Genomic DNA, 15,998 nt, shown 5'->3' on the forward strand with positions numbered 1-15,998 from the left:
CAACCGCCGAAGAACCCAGCGGATAAGTTGCGCCGCTGCCGTTACAGTTGGTGCTGATGACCCCACCAGCCCCGCCTGCGCTGACCGTGCGGTACGACGGAGCCGAGCGCACCTTCGCGCCGGGCAACGACGTAGTGATCGGGCGTGACCTGCGCGCCGACCTGCGAGTCGCCCACCCGCTGATCTCCCGCAACCACCTGATCGTGCGGTATGACCAGGGCCGATGGATCGCCATCGACAACGGCAGCCTGAACGGCCTATATGTGCACAACCGCCGCGTCCCGGTCGCCGACATCCAGGATGGCCTGCGGATCAACATGGGCAATCCCGACGGCCCGGCGCTCAGCTTCGAGGTCGGCCGCCACCAGGGCTCGGCCGGCCGGCCCCCGCTGACGACGTCGATACCCATCGTCAGCAACCCCAGCGAACCGCTGGCGCGGGCGCCGCAGAGCCAGCCGTCCAACACGCAGTGGCCGGGCCAGCCCCAGCAGCCGGCGTCGGCCTCGTTCCGGCACCCCGTTGCCCCGCCCACCGCGGCCCAGCCGGGCCAGCCGGCCGGCGGACCCACGCCGAGCTATCCGTCCGCGCCGCAGCCCCGGCACCCGACCAGCGGTCTACCGAGCGCCCCGCCCAGCGGCTCCCAGCACGCCCCGCAGATCTACCGGTCACCGTCGGTGCATGCGGCGCCGCCGAGCACCACCGAGCCGGCGGCGCCCCAGACGGGCCGCATCGGCGGCGACGCGTCGGTCATCGCCACCTCGATGATGAAGATCCTGCGGCCGGGAAAGACCGGGCTGGACGTGCCCGGCGCGATCAAGATCGGCCGCGCCAACGACAACGACATCGTCATCCCCGAGGTGCTGGCATCGCGCCACCACGCGACCCTGGTCCCGACGCCCACCGGCACCGAGATCCACGACAACCGCAGCATCAACGGCACCTTCGTCAACGGCGCCCGGGTCGATTCGGCCGTGCTGCACGACGGCGACGTCGTCACGATCGGCAACATCGACCTGGTCTTCCACGACGGCCACCTGGCCCGCCGCGACCAGGCCGCGACGGCGACGCGCAGCGGCGGCCTCGACGCGCGCGGCGTGACCTGGACGATCGAGAACAACAAAACGCTGCTGGACAACATCTCGCTGACCGCCCTGCCCGGCACGCTGACGGCGATCATCGGGCCTTCCGGCGCCGGAAAGTCGACGTTCGCCCGATTGATCGCCGGGTACACCCACCCGACGACGGGGACCGTGTCGTTCGAGGGCCACAACATTCACGCCGAGTACGCCTCGTTGCGCAGCCGGATCGGGATGGTGCCGCAGGACGACGTGGTGCACGGGCAGCTGACCGTGCAGCAGGCGCTGATGTACGCCGCGGAGCTGCGGCTGCCGCCGGACACCACCAAGGACGACCGCGCCCAGGTGGTGGCCCGGGTGCTCGAAGAACTCGAGATGACCCAGCACCTGCACACCCGGGTGGACAAGCTATCCGGCGGTCAGCGCAAGCGCGCGTCGGTGGCGCTGGAGCTGCTCACCGGGCCGTCGTTGCTGATCCTCGACGAGCCGACGTCAGGCCTGGACCCGGCGCTGGACCGGCAGGTGATGACCATGCTGCGCCAATTGGCCGACGCCGGCCGCGTGGTGCTGGTGGTCACCCACTCGCTGACCTACCTCGACGTCTGCGACCAGGTGTTACTGCTGGCCCCCGGCGGCAAGACGGCGTTCTGTGGGCCGCCCAGCCAGATCGGTCCCGCCATGGGCACCACCAACTGGGCCGATATCTTCAGCACCGTCGCCAACGATCCCGACGGATCCCGCGCGCGCTACCTGGCCCGGACGGGCCCGCCGCCCGCTCCGCCGCCCGCCCAGAAACCCGCCGAATTGGGCGACCCCTCGCACACCAGCCTGGTTCGGCAGTTCTCTACGATCGCCAGACGCCAGATCCGGTTGATCGTCTCCGACCGCGGCTACTTCGCGTTCCTCGCGTTGCTGCCGTTCATCATGGGTGCGTTGTCCATGTCCGTGCCCGGCGATGTCGGCTTCGGCATCCCCAATCCGATGGGTGCGTCGCCCAACGAGCCGGGCCAGATCTTGGTGCTGCTGAACGTCGGCGCGGTGTTCATGGGCACCGCGCTCACCATTCGCGACCTGATCGGCGAGCGCGCCATCTTTCTGCGCGAACAGGCGGTCGGTCTGTCCACCTCCGCGTATCTGCTGGCAAAGGTCTGTGTCTACACGGTTTTCGCGGTCGTTCAGTCGGCGATCGTGAGCGTCATTACGGTGTTGGGCAAGGGCGGTCCGACGCAGGGTGCCGTGGCGCTGGGCAAACCGGGCCTCGAGCTGTTCGCCGACGTCGCGCTGACGTGCGTCGCGTCGGCCATGCTGGGGCTGGCCCTGTCGGCAGTCGCCAAGTCCAACGAGCAGATCATGCCGTTGCTGGTGGTGGCCGTCATGTCGCAGCTGGTGTTCTCCGGCGGGATGATCCCGGTCACCGCGCGCGTCGGGCTCGACCAGATGTCGTGGGCGACACCGGCGCGGTGGGGATTCGCGGCCTCGGCCTCCACCGCCGACCTGACCAAGTTGGTGCCCGGGCCGCTCACGCCGAAGGATTCGCACTGGCGGCACACGCCGGCGACATGGTGGTTCGACGTCGGCATGCTGTTCGTCATCAGCGCCGTCTATCTGGGCTTCGTGCGCTGGAAGATCCGCCTGCGGGGCGGCTGAGCGCGCCTATTCAGGCGCCCTTGCGTACCAGCTGCTCGGCCGCGTCCCGCATGCGGTCGGACAGCCGCAGCAGGTCGTGCTCACCCACGCCCAGCGGCAGCGTGTACGCCAGTTGCCGCAATTCGACGGCGTAGTTGCGCAAATCTTCTCGGAGGCGCATCTCAACAGTGGGCATCACTTCTCCCTCAGGCCGGGCGGAATGCCTGGTCCGCATCGACCAGCCGATCTGAAAATCCTCGCAGCCCTTCCGCATAACCGCGAGGGTGTCGACGCCTTTTAACGGGAGTTTGACAGCGTATTTACAGTCGGCGCGCCGACGGTGCCGGCGCTCGAGCGTGCCGCAATACCGAAATTCCCGGCGACATCTCGCCGTGGCGTTACGCTGACGACGCTCGGTGAAAAGCACGCGGAAAGGCACAGGCGCCGGAATGGATTTCGAACTCGACGCTGGGCAGCGCGCCTGGCTCGCCGAGGTTCGTGAATTTCTGCAGCAGAACGTCACCCCGGAATTGCGCGCCGAGCTCGCCGAGCACGACCTGGAATTTCGCGGCGGCGAGGTCGCCCGATTTCGCCGCAAGATCGGGGCCAAGGGCTGGTTCGGGCTGAACTGGCCGCGCGAATATGGGGGACTGGGCCTCGGCGCCATTCATCTGCATCTGCTGATGAGCGAATTCGAATATTGGGGCGTGCCCGGTCCCGACCTGACGGTGACCTCGGTGGCGCCGATGATCATGCGGCACGGCACCGAGCGCAACAAGACCGAGTGGCTGCCCCCGATCGCCCGGGGCGAAATGATCTGCGCGGTCGGCTATTCGGAGCCGGATGCGGGAACCGACCTGGCCAGCCTGCGGACCAGCGCCGTGCTTGACGGCGAGGAATGGGTGATCAACGGCACGAAGATCTGGAACAGCGGCGCCCAGCGCGCCACGCACGAATGGCTCTGTGTCCGTACCGATCCCAGCGGCGCCCGGCATCGGGGCATCTCGGTCATCATCGTGCCGATCGACAGGCCGGGCATCGACATCCGCCCGCTGTACGCGTGGTCGGGCTATCGGACCAATGAGGTGCACTTCCGTGACGTGCGGGTGCCGGTCACCAACCTGGTCGGCGAGGTCAACCGCGGCTGGACCTACATCACCGGCGCTCTCGATCTCGAGCGCGGTGCGCTGACCAACGCCGGAGACCTGCGCCGCGCCGTCGAGGAGCTGCGCGAGCTGGCGCGACGGCCGCGCCGAGACGGGTCGGTGCCCGCCGACGATCCGTCGCTTCGCCGCCGGTTGGTGCAGGCCGAGGCCGACGTCGCGGTGGCCGTTCTGATGGGCTACGAGGCGGCGTCGATACTCGACAGCGGCGTCATCCCCAGCGTGGAGGTCAGCGTCGAGAAGGTGTTCACCAGCGAGCTGCGCCAGCGCATCGCCGACCTGGCGCTCGACCTCCTCGGCCCCGACGGCCTGTTGGCGCACCGCAGCGAACAGGCCCCGCTGGCAGGCACATTCGAGCGGCTCTACCGCGCCGCCCCGCTGATGCGCTTCGGCGGGGGTACCAACGAGGTGCTGCGCGACATCATCGCCCAGCGCGGGCACGCGATGCCCTCCTATGGACGCTGACGAGACTCATGGACGCTGACGGAAGTTACGCACCCCGCCGATGAAGACGATCCCCACCGCCGAACAGCGCGAGTTCGCCTCGGCGTTGCGTGCCCTGCTGGCCGCCGAGAACCCGATCGCTCTGGTGCGCGCCCTCGGCGAACCCGGCGCGGACCGCGGCACGCCGGCGCTGTGGAAGGCGCTGGCCGAGGCGGGCGTCTTCGGCCTGGCCATCACCGAGGAGTACGGCGGCGCCGGCGGCTCGCTCGACGACCTCGCCGTCTTCTACACCGAGGCGGGTCGCGCGCTGTGCCCGACGATGGTGCACAGCACCGTGCAGGCCGCGCTGGCCATCGATCAGCTCGGCTCCCCGGACGCCAAGGCCCGCTGGCTGCCGCCGCTCGCGTCCGGAAGCGTCCGGGCCACCACCGCGCTGTGGAACGCCCGCGACGCCGCCGTCGTCGCCCCGCCGCTGCACGCCGAATCCGCCGGAGAACGGTGGCGGCTCAACGGAATCGCGGACTACGTCCTCGATGCCGACGTCGCCGATCTCATCGTGGTGTCGGCCACGGCGGCCGGGCGCACCCCGGTCTTCGTCGTCGACGTCCGCGATGTCAGCGTGCAACCGCTCGACATGGCCGGTGGGCTCCGGGCATTCACGGTGCGCTTCGACGACGTCACCGCCGACGCGGCGCTCGACGGGGTCACCGCACCGGCGCTGCGCCGGCTGGCCAACACCGCCGTGGCGCTGGGATCGCTCGACCTGGTCGGGGTCGGCCAGGCCGTGCTGGACCGCACCGTCGAGTACACCAAGCTGCGCCATCAGTTCGGCCGGCCCATCGCGTCGTTCCAGGCCGCCCAGCATCTGGTCGCCAACATGCACATCGCGCTCGCGGCGGCGCGATTGGCCGCGCACGCGGCGGTGTTCTGGCTGGGGCGCGGCCGCGTGGCGACCAGGGAGACGGCCGTCGCGCGCATGCACGCGGCCGCCGCCGCGCGGCTGATCACGTTGGACGCTCACCAATTGCATGGCGGCATGGGCTATGTCACCGAGACCGACCTGCACCTGTGGAGCGAACGCGCCCGGCTCGGCTCGACATTCGGCGGCGGAGCCGACGTCGCCGCCTCCTGGCTTGAGCAGAGTGACGAGACAGACGAAGGGGAGCGCCGTTGAGTGAGGACAGTCTGATCGATGCGGAATCGGCATCGCGCGTGGGCACGGTCGCCGCGGCGGCGACCGGTGAGGTGAACCGGCGCGATTGGCAACGCTGGGCCGCGGCGGTGGGTGACCACAACCCGCTGTATTTCGACCCGGATTACGCCAGGGCCAATGGATATCGCGACATCATCTGCCCTCCGTTGTTCCTCCAGTACGCGATCCTCGGCGTCGCACCGCTCGAGTCGCTGCGCCCCGACGGATCGTCCGGCGCGGTCTCCGGCAGCCTCGCCTTCCCCCGGGCCCCCAAGCGGATGGCCGGTGGCGAGAGCTTCACGTTTCACCTGCCCGCCTACCACCGCGACGAGATCGAAATGGTCCGCACCATCGAGTCGATCATCGAAAAGCAGGGCCGCTCCGGCAAATTCGTTCTCGTCACGTGGCACACGGTGTACCGCAACCAGCATCGCGACCTGCTGGCCGAAGCGTCGACATCGATGATCGCCCGTCCCTAGGAGCGCCGTGACCGACTCGCAGGTGTGTTACGAAGACGTCGCGGTGGGCGACGACATTCCCACGCTGACCGTCACCGTGGACGAGACCCAGATGTTCTTCTTCAGCGCCGCCACCTACAACGGCCACCGCATCCACTACGACAAAGAATGGGCCCGTGACACCGAAGGCTACGACAACGTCCTCGTGCACGGCCCGCTCCAGGCGGCGCTGCTGGCCCGCGCCCTGGGCGATTGGATCGGCGGGCGCGGGCGACTGGTGTCGTTCTCGGTGCAGAACCGGGCCGTCGCCTATCCCGGCGAATCGCTCAGCTTCGGTGGTGAGGTCACCGGTAAACGGCTGAGCGACACGGGAACCGGGCTGGTCGATCTCGTCATCGCCGGGCGCCGCGACGACACGATACTGATGCCCGGAATGGCGACGGTCGAGCTGCCGATGCGGGGAGCCCTTCCGTGACCGGGCTGCGCGGCGAGGCGGCCATCGTCGGCATCGCGGAGTTGCCCGCCGAACGGCGTCCCACCCGTGCGCCGCTGTTCACCCTCGACCAATACGCGGTGCTGGCGAAGATGGCGATCGAGGACGCCGGGGTCGATCCCGGCTGCGTCAACGGCCTGCTGACCCACGGCATCGCCGAGTCGGCCATGTTCGCCCCGGCCACGCTGTGCGAATACCTGGGTCTGGCCCTGGATTTCGGTGAACGCGTGGACCTCGGCGGGGCCACCGCCGCCGGAATGATCTGGCGGGCCGCGGCGGCCGTCGAACTCGGCATCTGCGAAGCGGCGCTCGCCGTCGTACCCGGATCGGCGTCGGTGCCCCAGTCCGAGCGCCGACCCACGCCCGATCCGAATTGGTATGGGGCGTCGTCGAACAACTACGGCTCGCCGCAAGCCGAATTCGAGATTCCCTACGGCAACGTGGGCCAGAACGCGCCGTACGCACAGATCGCCCAGCGTTACGCCGCGGAATTCGGTTACGACCCGGCCGCGGTCGCCAAGATCGCCGTCGACCAACGCACCAACGCGTGCGCGCACCCGGGCGCGGTGTTTCACGGCACCCCGATCACGGTGAACGACGTGCTGGAAAGCCCGATGATCGCCGACCCGATCCACATGCTGGAAACGGTGATGCGCGTGCATGGGGGAGTGGGCGTGCTGATCGCCAACGCCGATATCGCGCGCCGCGGCCGCCACCGCCCGGTGTGGATCAAGGGCTTCGGCGAGCACATCGCCTTCAAGACGCCGACCTATGCCGAGGACCTGCTGTCCACCCCGATCGCGCGCGCGGCCGACCGGGCCTTCGCGATGGCCGGGCTGAACCGGTCCGATGTGGACGTCGCGTCGATCTATGACTGCTACACCATCACGGTGCTGATGAGCCTGGAGGATGCCGGATTCTGCGCGAAAGGCGAAGGCATGTCCTGGATTACCGAGCACGACCTGACCTTTCGCGGTGACTTCCCGCTCAATACCGCCGGTGGCCAACTGTCCTTCGGCCAGGCCGGCATGGCCGGCGGCATGCACCATGTGGTCGACGGTGCACGCCAGATCATGGGCCGGGCGGGCGACGCGCAGGTGGCCGACTGCCACACCGCGTTCGTGACCGGCAACGGCGGCATCATGAGTGAACAGGTCGCGCTGCTCCTGCGGGGCGACTAGCCGTGGCCCATCCCATCCCCGAGCCCACACCCGTCTCACGGCCGTTCTGGGACGGCCTGGCGCAGCACCGGATCCTGGTGCAGTACTCGCCGTCGGCGCAGCGCTACGTGTTCTATCCACGCACGCTGGCCCCGGCCACCCTGGCCGACGACCTGGAATGGCGCGAGATCGACGGCGCCGGAACGCTGTACACCTTCACGATCGCCCGCCGGCCCACCGGCCCGCCGTGGAAAGACGCGTTGCCTCAGCTGCTGGCGGTGGTGCAGTGGGATGCCGGGCCGAAATTCAGCACCGAGTTGGTCGACGTCGACCCGGGCGACATCCGGATTGGCATGCGGGTGCAGCCGGTGTTCTACGATCTGCCTGAAGAGGGCATCACCCTCCTGAAATATCGGCCCGCATGACCTCATCGACGAGGTCGGAGGTGCACATGGACGACCCGCTCAACGGCGTAGTGCAGACGATGCTCGACCAGTTGAACGCCGGATTCCCGCGCGTCGAGTGCATGACCTGCCCGCAGGCGCGCGCCGCGGTGGCGCAGCGACGCATGCCGGTCGACAACCTCGACGACGTCCGCAGCGCCGCCGACCGCGTGGTCCCGGGGCCCGGGGGCGCGGTCCCGGTACGGATCTACGAGCCGCACGGCGAGCCGTCGGGGGAGCGCGCCGCGATCGTGTTCTACCACGGCGGCGGATTCGTCTTCTGCGACATCGAGTCTCACGACGGGTTCTGCCGGGCCCTGGCCCGCGGCAGCCAGGCCGTCGTGGTCTCGGTCGACTACCGCCTGGCCCCCGAGCATTCCGCGCCGGCGGCGGCGCTCGACGCGTTCGCGGTCTTCGGCTGGGTGGTCGAGCACGCCGCCGAGCTGGGCATCGACCCGGCACGCACTGCGGTCGCCGGAGACAGCGCCGGCGGCAACCTGGCCGCGGTCACCGCCATCCTCTGCCGCGACCGCGGCGCCACAACACCCGCCGCGCAGCTGCTCATCTACCCTGCGATCGATCCGAGCTTCGACACCGACAGCTATCACCGCTACGCCACGGGATACTTCAACACCCGCGCGGCGATGCAGTGGTACTGGCGCCAATACCTCGGTGCGCAAACGGTTTTCGACCCGCCCTATTTGGTGGCGCCGGCTCGCGCCGGCACCCATGCGGGCCTGCCGCCCGCGGTGATCGTGACGGCCGGGCACGATCCCCTGCACAGCGAGGGCTGCGACTACGCCCGCCGGTTGCGCGGCGCGGGAGTGCCCGTCGTGCACCGGGATTTCCCCGGGCTGTTCCACGGCTTCATGACGATGCAGGCGTTTCCGCCGGCGGCATCGGCGCAGCATCTGGTCTGCGCCGATTTGCGCGAGCTGTTGCATCCGGCGGCCCGGAGCGCGGCGTCGTGACCGAAGTCAGCGACGTCATCGTCATCGGTGCCGGGTTCGCCGGGCTCTACGCCGTGCACCGGGCCGCCTCGTCGGGCTTCTCGGTGACCGCCCTCGAGGCCGCGCCCGACGTAGGCGGCACCTGGTACTGGAACCGCTATCCGGGCGCACGCTGCGATGTCGAAAGCGTGGACTACTCCTACTCTTTCGACGAGGAGCTACAACGGAGTTGGCGGTGGACCGAACGCTTCGCCGCCCAACCCGAAATCCTGGCCTACCTGCAACATGTCGCCGATCGTTTCGCTCTGCGCCGCCACTACCGATTCGGCGTCGACGTCGTCGGCGCCACCTTCGAGCGGGGCCGCTGGCGCGTCGACACCGCGGCCGGCGACACCTATGCCGCACAGTTCCTGCTCTGCGCGACCGGCTGCCTGTCCGCGGTGAACCGGCCCGATATCCCCGGCGCCCAAGACTTCTCGGGCGAGGTGTATTTCACGGCGGCGTGGCCGCGCGAGGATCCGAAGCTGCGTGGCAAGCGGGTGGGCCTGATCGGCACGGGATCGTCCGGCATCCAGGTGGCGCCGATCATCGCCGCCAACGCCGATCACCTGGTGGTGTTCCAGCGATCCGCGAACTACACCATCCCGATGCCCAACCGCGCGTGGTCGGCCGAGGAGCAGCGAGAAATCCAGGAGCAGTACCCCGAGCGTCGCCGGGTCTCGGCCTACGCGGCTGCGGGCACCCCACACGGCACCTACCATAAGAATGCCCTCGACACCGAGGCCCACGAGCGGTCCGAGGCGCTGTGGAAGCGCTGGCGTGAGGGCGGCGTCCTGTTCGCCAAGACCTTCCCCGACCAGACCAGCGACCTGTCCGCCAACGACGTCGCCAGGACCTTCGCCGAGGAGCGGATCCGCGAGATCGTCGCCGATCCCGTCGTCGCAACGGATCTCATCCCGGTCGATCACCCGATCGGAACCAAACGGATCTGCACCGACGATGGCTATTACGCCACCTTCAACCGTGACAACGTTGCGCTGGTGAACCTGCGCCGCGAGCCGATCGAGGCGATCACCGCCGACGGCGTACGAACCGGCGCAGCGACATATCCCTGCGACGTGCTGGTCTTCGCGACCGGGTTCGACGCCATGACCGGGGCGCTGACCCGAATCGACCCGAAAGTCCCTGGGGGACAACGACTGCGCGACCTCTGGGCCGAAGGCCCGGTGACCTTCCTCGGCCTGATGGTGCCGGGGCTGCCGAACCTGTTCACCATCAGCGGGCCGGGCAGCCCGTCGGTGCTGGCGAACATGGTGCTGCACGCCGAGGTTCAGGTCGACTGGGTCATCGATCTGGTGCGGGCGGCGCGACGCCAGGGGGTGAGCGAGGTCGAGCCCCGCCGCGACGCGGCGCTCGCCTGGACCCGGCACGTGAGCCAGGCGGCCGACCGGACGCTGTTCCCCAAGGCGGCATCCTCGTGGTACCTCGGCGCCAACATCGAGGGCAAGAAACGGGTCTTCATGCCCTACATCGGCGGCTTTGGCACCTACCGGCGCCACTGCGACCAGGTGGCCCGCAACGACTACGCGGGGCTGGTGCTGACCACGCGATGACGACGTCAAGGGGAAGTGAACCCATGCTGGAGACGGTTCAACAGCTGCTGCGGCAGCGTCGCGACGACGACACCCCGGCGCTCGCCCACGGCGAGGAGACGTGGACCTGGCGCGAGCACCTCGCCGAGGCGGAGGCGGAGGCAGCGGCGCTCATCGCGCTCGCGGACCCGGCCCGGCCGCTGCATGTCGGTGCGGTACTGGGCAATTCGCCGGCCATGTTGCGGGCCATGGCCGCGGCCGCGCTCGGCGGCTACGTGTTGTGCGGCATCAACACCACGCGGCGCGGGGCCGGACTGCTGGCCGACATCCGGCGATCCGACTGCCAGCTGCTCCTCGTCGACCCCGACCATCTCGACCTGCTGGATGGGTTGGACCTCAACGGTATTCAGGTGCTCGATGTGACCGGCGCACGCTACGCCGAAGCCATCGCCGCGGCGCCACCGCTGGTCCCCGTTCGCGAGGTTGCGGCCGCCGACACCCTGATGATGATCTTCACCTCGGGCACCAGCGGTGACCCGAAGGTGGTGCGGTTCGCCCACGGCATGGCGATCATGTGCGGTGCCAGCCTGATCTACCAATACGACGTCACCGCCGACGACGTCTGCTACCTGGCGATGCCGCTCTTCCATTCCAACGGTGTCGCCGCCGGGTGGGCCGTCGCCATCGGCTGCGGGGCCACCATGGTGCCGGCCCGGTTCTCGCCGTCGCGCTTTCTCGACGATGTCCGCCGCTATGGGGTGACGTACCTGAACTACGTCGGCAAGCCGCTGGCCTTGATCCTGTCCACCCCCGAGCGTCCCGACGACGCCGAGAACACCCTGCGGGTGGCGTTCGGTAACGAGGCCACCGATCGCGATATCGCGGAATTCGCAAGGCGTTTCGGCTGCCGGGTCGTCGACAGTTTCGGCTCCAGCGAATTCGCGGTCATCGTGGTGCGCGAAGACGGCACCCCGCCCGGCTCCATCGGCAAGCCCTACCCGGGCGTGAGCATCTACAACTCGACGACGTTGCAGGAGTGCGAGGCCGCGCGTTTCGACGCGCACGGGGCGCTGACTAATTTCGATGACGCCGTCGGTGAACTGGTCAACACCCAGGGCGCGGGCCCGTTCGCCGGCTACTACAACGACCCGGGCGCGACCGCCGAGCGGATGCGGCATGGGATGTACTGGTCGGGCGATCTGGCCTACCGCGACGCGGACGGCTGGATCTATCTCGCCGGGCGGACCGCCGATTGGATGCGGGTGGACGGGGAGAACCTGGCGGCCGGCCCGATCGAGCGGATTCTGGCGCGGTTGCCCGGCATCAGCCAGGTCGCCGTCTATGCGGTTCCCGACGACCGGGTGGGTGACCAGGTGATGGCCGCCCTGGTGCTGCGGCCCGGGGCCGGCCTGAACCCGGATGAATTCGAGAAATTCCTTGCCGCGCAAGCCGACCTTTCCCCGAAGGCGTGGCCGCGCCACGTCCGCATCAACGATCAGTTGCCCGCGACCGCGACGAACAAGATCCTCAAGCGGGCGCTGATCGCCGCGGGCGTCACCGCGCAGGGCGGTGTGTTGTGGACGCGGCCCGCGCGCGGCACCAGCTATGCGCCGGTGGACGAAACCGCCGACGGGCGTGCGGCATCGGCCCTCGGGTCATGAACTAGCCGGATGGCGGCGGCCCACTGCGTGCGGCGTCAGCCCGCTTCCTCGGCTGGGGCAGGTTGGGGGGCCTCCCCGAAGCGCGCCAGCACCAGGGTGCCGGACACGGCGACGGCGAACCCCACGATCACCAGCCAGCCGAGCCCGTCGCGCGCGGTGTCACCCAGCCACACCACCCCGACGAACGCGGGCGCCAGCGTTTCTCCGACCACCATTCCCGCGACCGCCGTGGTCACCGATCCGCGGTGCAACGCGGAGGTGAGCAACAGAAATCCCGCGGCGCCGCCCGCGGCGGCCGCGTACAGGGCGGGGTTGGTGTAGAAGGAGCGTTTGGTGGGATCGATCGCGTCGATCAGGCGCACGCCCACCTCGACGACGCCGAAGCCGGTTCCGGCGCCCAGCCCCAGTGCGAGCGCACGGGCGCGGTCGGGCAGTCGCCCGGCGGCGGCGCCTCCGACGAAGATCGCGGCCACCACGCCCAGCAGGGCCCAGCCGAGCCCGGCCGGGGCGTGCCGGAAGTGGCCCGCACCGGCGGCCAGGGCCAGCACGACCAGGCTGACGCAGACGACGCCGACGGCCGCCCACTCGGCCGACGACAAGCGCGCCGACAGCACCCACGCGGCGACGACGCCGGTGACCGCGATGGAGGCGGCCAGCGCCGCCGCGACCACGTAGATCGGGACCAGGCGCAGCGCGGCGACCTGCAGCGCAAAACCGACGACGTCCAGGCCGACACCAACCAGGTATCGCCACTGCCGCACGGCGCGCAACAGCAACACCGCGTCCACACCCGAGCCGCTGCCAGCCTCCACCGAGCGCGTCCCCGCCGCTTGCAACACGGTCGCCGTCCCATAGCAAAGCGAGCAGCCCAGCGCGAGGAGGAAGCCGATCAGCACATCCACCGACACTAGGCGCCGCGAGGCCGGCCGGCGCGGCGGATGACCCCGCGAAACAGCTGAACAAACGTTTGGGCGCCCGTGGCCCGGGGCACCTCACAGGTATCTGTTGTCACAGCCCAAATCCCGCGCATAGCGGCCAGTGAACGGCTGAGATTTTGCTGTGAACGCATTTTGCATATGTGTAAGCTTGTGCCACAACGACATTCAAAACAACGTTTAGAGTCGGTGTACAACTGTGTACTCTTGCGGCATGGCTGAACGCGGTGCCCAGCCCGACGTCCCCAGGGGACGTCGGTTGTTCCTGCGGGCGGTGCGGCGGCTGTTCAGCCCGCTGCAGCCCGACGACTACCTCGAAATGATCAATCCGCTGTGGACCACCAAGGAGCTGCGCGGGAAGGTCGAAGGCATCGAGGCGCAAGGCTCGGACGCGGCCAGCGTGCTCATTCGCCCAGGGTATGAGTGGCCCGGCCATAAGCCCGGTCAGTACGTGCGGCTGGGCGTGGTGATCGATGGGGTTTACCACTGGCGCGCGTACTCGCTTACTTCGGATCCCAGGCCCGATGACGGGCTGATCAGCGTCACGCCCAAAAGGGTGGACGGCGGAGTCGTATCGCCATATCTCGTGCACAAGATTCAGCCGGGGGACCTAGTACGGCTCGGCGAGATCGAGGGCGTGTTCACGCTGCCCGACCCGCTGCCATCCAAGCTGCTGTTCATCAGCGCCGGCAGCGGCATCACACCCATCATCAGCATGCTGCGCGACCTCGACCATCGCGACGAATTGCACGACGCGGTGGTCATTCATTCCGCCCGCACGCGCGAGCAGGCCATGTTCCTGCCCGCCTTGGAGGAGCTCGAGGGGCGCCACGGGGGAATGCGGCTGGATCTGCGCCTCACCTCCGAGCAGGGGCGACTAACACCCGAGGAACTCGATGACGTGTGTCCGGACTGGCGCGAGCGCGAGGCGTTCTGTTCTGGACCCGGTCAGATGCTCGATGCCCTGATCGAGCACTGGGAAGAGAACGGGGATTGCGAACGCCTTCACTTCGAGCGGTTTCAGCCCAAGATCGGCGGCGACGCCAACGCCGGCGAGGGCGGCACCGTCTGCTTCCTGGACAGCAATAAGGAAGTCGAATGTGACGGCGGCACATCAATTCTCGAGGCCGGCGAGAAGGCCGGTCTTAATCTCGCGTTCGGCTGTCGAATCGGAATTTGCCATACCTGTGTCGGCACGCTGAAGTCGGGCAAGCTGCGTGACCTGCGCTCAGGCGACGTGATTGAGCCGACGGAGCAAGACGTGCGGATCTGCATCAACACCGCCGAAGGCGACGTCGAACTCGAACTGTGATCGAAAGGAGCGGCCCATGACAACTGCCGTGAAAAGGGTTGGGGAAACACCGCTTTCCCGGCTGGGGGAACAAGAGCTGGAAAAGCTCGCTAAGGAGTTCGACGCGATCCACGACGAGGTGTTCGCCGACCTCGGGGACCGCGACCGCCGGTACATCAAGAACGTCATCTCGGCACAACGGCAGATAGTCGTGGTAGGCCGGGTGCTGTTGCTGGCGTCGCGCTCGAAGACCGCATGGCTGCTGGGCACCGCCTGCCTCTCCATGGCCAAGATCTTGGAGAACATGGAAATCGGCCACAACGTGATGCACGGCCAATGGGATTGGATGAACGACCCCGACATCCACTCCTCGGTGTGGGACTGGGACACGGCGTCCACCGCCGAGTCGTGGAAGCACTCCCACAACTACATCCATCACACGTTCACGAACATCCTCGGCAAGGACAAGGATCTCGGCTACGAGATCATGCGCATCGATCCCAACCAGAAGTGGGAGCGTCGCTTCCTGTTCCAGCCGCTGTACAACCTGTTGCTCACGCTGCTGTTCGAGTGGGGCGTGGCCGTCCACGACATGGACATCGAGGCCATCCGCAAACGCGAGAAGCCGTGGTCGGAGGTACGCAAGGACCTGAAGGGCATCGGGGTCAAGGCGCGCGCGCAGATCTACAAGGACTACCTCGGTTGGCCGGCCATCAGCGCCGGCGCATTCGCCCTCACCCAACTGGCTTTGCGCGGCCGGCTTGAGCAGCCGGCCAAGTCACGGTTGGGCAGGAGGCTGCGCAAGGTGTCCAGCGGCCGCCGCGTCGGGGCCGCGGCGAACTTCCTCGACAAAGTTGCGCCCGGCGTGGAAAGTACCTACCTGCGCACGCTGGCCGCCGATGCGATTGCCAACGTCGTCCGCAATGTGTGGGCGCACGCGATCATCTTCTGCGGGCATTTCCCGGACCAGACCTACACGTTCACGCAGGAAGAGACCGAGAACGAAACGCGCGGCGGTTGGTATGTGCGCCAATTACTCGGCGCCGCCAATATCGACGGCAGCCCGCTGTTTCACATCATCAGCGGCAATCTCGGTTACCAGGTCGAGCACCACCTCTACCCGGACATGCCGAGCAGTCGATACTCCGAGATCGCGCCGCAGGTCAAAGACATCTGCGAGCGCTACGAGCTGCCGTACAACTCCGGCCCGTTCGGCAGGCAGTGGCTGACGGTGCACCGCAGCATCTTCCGCCTGGCCTTCCCGGGTGGAAAGCCCCGGCCGAAGCCGGGTCCCTACCACGGCAACGTCCATCGGCCCGACCCCGAGCGTCCCAGTGAAGGCACCCGATTCCGTGACCGCGTCCCGCCCGAACACGCGGCGGCCGGCCCCGAACACGAGTCCGGCGGCGTCGAGGTGCAGCCCCCGCCGCGCGGCAAGGACTGACGCCCACAGTCCGTTCCCGCCGGACCGTCAAAACTGAACCCTTTTCCCCGCCCCGTCGTGGATGATCGTT

Annotated in this window: 14 protein-coding genes; 12 read left to right on the top strand and 2 right to left on the bottom strand. The window is 68.5% G+C overall.

Annotated elements, in window-relative coordinates; all coding sequences use genetic code 11:
• Positions 1–56: 56 nt before the first annotated feature.
• Positions 57–2,723 (top strand): ATP-binding cassette domain-containing protein, encoded by a 2,667-nt coding sequence (locus A5732_RS05585; protein WP_081395992.1) that lies wholly within the window; start codon positions 57–59, stop codon positions 2,721–2,723.
• Positions 2,724–2,733: 10 nt separating this feature from the next.
• On the opposite strand, the gene A5732_RS27280 is transcribed toward A5732_RS05585, so the two are convergent.
• Positions 2,734–2,898: a hypothetical protein gene (locus A5732_RS27280; protein ID WP_155763098.1), complete on the bottom strand. Its 165-nt coding sequence runs from the start codon at positions 2,896–2,898 to the stop codon at positions 2,734–2,736.
• A gap of 253 nt (positions 2,899–3,151) precedes the next feature.
• Here A5732_RS27280 and A5732_RS05595 point away from each other — a divergent pair, with 253 nt between their 5' ends.
• Genes A5732_RS05595 through fadD1 form a run of 9 tightly spaced genes read left to right on the top strand, consistent with a single transcriptional unit; the run spans position 3,152 to position 12,258 of the window.
• Positions 3,152–4,330, top strand: coding sequence for an acyl-CoA dehydrogenase family protein (locus A5732_RS05595; protein ID WP_076055537.1), 1,179 nt, complete (start codon positions 3,152–3,154; stop codon positions 4,328–4,330).
• Positions 4,331–4,370: 40 nt separating this feature from the next.
• Complete coding sequence (locus tag A5732_RS05600) at positions 4,371–5,483, top strand: acyl-CoA dehydrogenase family protein (protein ID WP_076055535.1); 1,113 nt, start codon at positions 4,371–4,373, stop codon at positions 5,481–5,483.
• A complete protein-coding gene (locus A5732_RS05605; RefSeq protein WP_076101298.1) occupies positions 5,480–5,980 on the top strand; it encodes a MaoC family dehydratase in 501 nt (166 codons plus the stop codon). Before A5732_RS05600 ends, A5732_RS05605 begins: the two co-directional genes overlap by 4 nt.
• A gap of 7 nt (positions 5,981–5,987) precedes the next feature.
• The gene (locus tag A5732_RS05610; RefSeq protein ID WP_076101300.1) at positions 5,988–6,434 is read left to right on the top strand and encodes a MaoC/PaaZ C-terminal domain-containing protein; all 447 of its coding nucleotides are present in this window, start codon (positions 5,988–5,990) and stop codon (positions 6,432–6,434) included.
• On the top strand, positions 6,431–7,633 hold the full coding sequence (locus A5732_RS05615; RefSeq protein WP_076101303.1) for a thiolase family protein: 1,203 nt from the start codon (positions 6,431–6,433) through the stop codon (positions 7,631–7,633). The genes A5732_RS05610 and A5732_RS05615 overlap by 4 nt, the downstream gene beginning before the upstream one ends.
• A gap of 2 nt (positions 7,634–7,635) precedes the next feature.
• Positions 7,636–8,037, top strand: a complete 402-nt coding sequence (locus A5732_RS05620) for a Zn-ribbon domain-containing OB-fold protein (RefSeq protein WP_076101305.1) — start codon at positions 7,636–7,638, stop codon at positions 8,035–8,037.
• Positions 8,034–9,026: an alpha/beta hydrolase gene (locus tag A5732_RS05625; protein WP_253189009.1), complete on the top strand. Its 993-nt coding sequence runs from the start codon at positions 8,034–8,036 to the stop codon at positions 9,024–9,026. Before A5732_RS05620 ends, A5732_RS05625 begins: the two co-directional genes overlap by 4 nt.
• Positions 9,023–10,618 (top strand): flavin-containing monooxygenase, encoded by a 1,596-nt coding sequence (locus tag A5732_RS05630; RefSeq protein ID WP_076101310.1) that lies wholly within the window; start codon positions 9,023–9,025, stop codon positions 10,616–10,618. Before A5732_RS05625 ends, A5732_RS05630 begins: the two co-directional genes overlap by 4 nt.
• A 23-nt stretch (positions 10,619–10,641) precedes the next feature.
• Entirely contained in the window at positions 10,642–12,258 is a 1,617-nt protein-coding gene (gene fadD1, locus A5732_RS05635) for a fatty-acid--CoA ligase FadD1 (RefSeq protein ID WP_076101312.1), read from the top strand.
• A gap of 35 nt (positions 12,259–12,293) precedes the next feature.
• Here the strand turns inward: fadD1 and A5732_RS05640 are convergent, their stop codons facing one another.
• Entirely contained in the window at positions 12,294–13,166 is an 873-nt protein-coding gene (locus A5732_RS05640; protein ID WP_076101314.1) for a DMT family transporter, read from the bottom strand.
• Between the two features lie 241 nt (positions 13,167–13,407).
• On the opposite strand from A5732_RS05640, the gene A5732_RS05645 reads away from it, so the two are divergent.
• Both A5732_RS05645 and A5732_RS05650 read left to right on the top strand, forming a co-directional pair.
• Positions 13,408–14,505 carry a ferredoxin reductase gene (locus A5732_RS05645; protein WP_076101317.1) on the top strand — a complete coding sequence of 366 codons (1,098 nt, stop codon included), beginning with the start codon at positions 13,408–13,410 and terminating at the stop codon, positions 14,503–14,505.
• A gap of 16 nt (positions 14,506–14,521) precedes the next feature.
• Positions 14,522–15,928 (top strand): fatty acid desaturase family protein, encoded by a 1,407-nt coding sequence (locus A5732_RS05650; protein ID WP_076101320.1) that lies wholly within the window; start codon positions 14,522–14,524, stop codon positions 15,926–15,928.
• Positions 15,929–15,998 lie beyond the last annotated feature (70 nt).

Origin of the sequence: Mycobacterium colombiense (assembly GCF_001953985.1) — a bacterium.
GTDB classification, from domain to species: domain Bacteria; phylum Actinomycetota; class Actinomycetes; order Mycobacteriales; family Mycobacteriaceae; genus Mycobacterium; species Mycobacterium colombiense_B.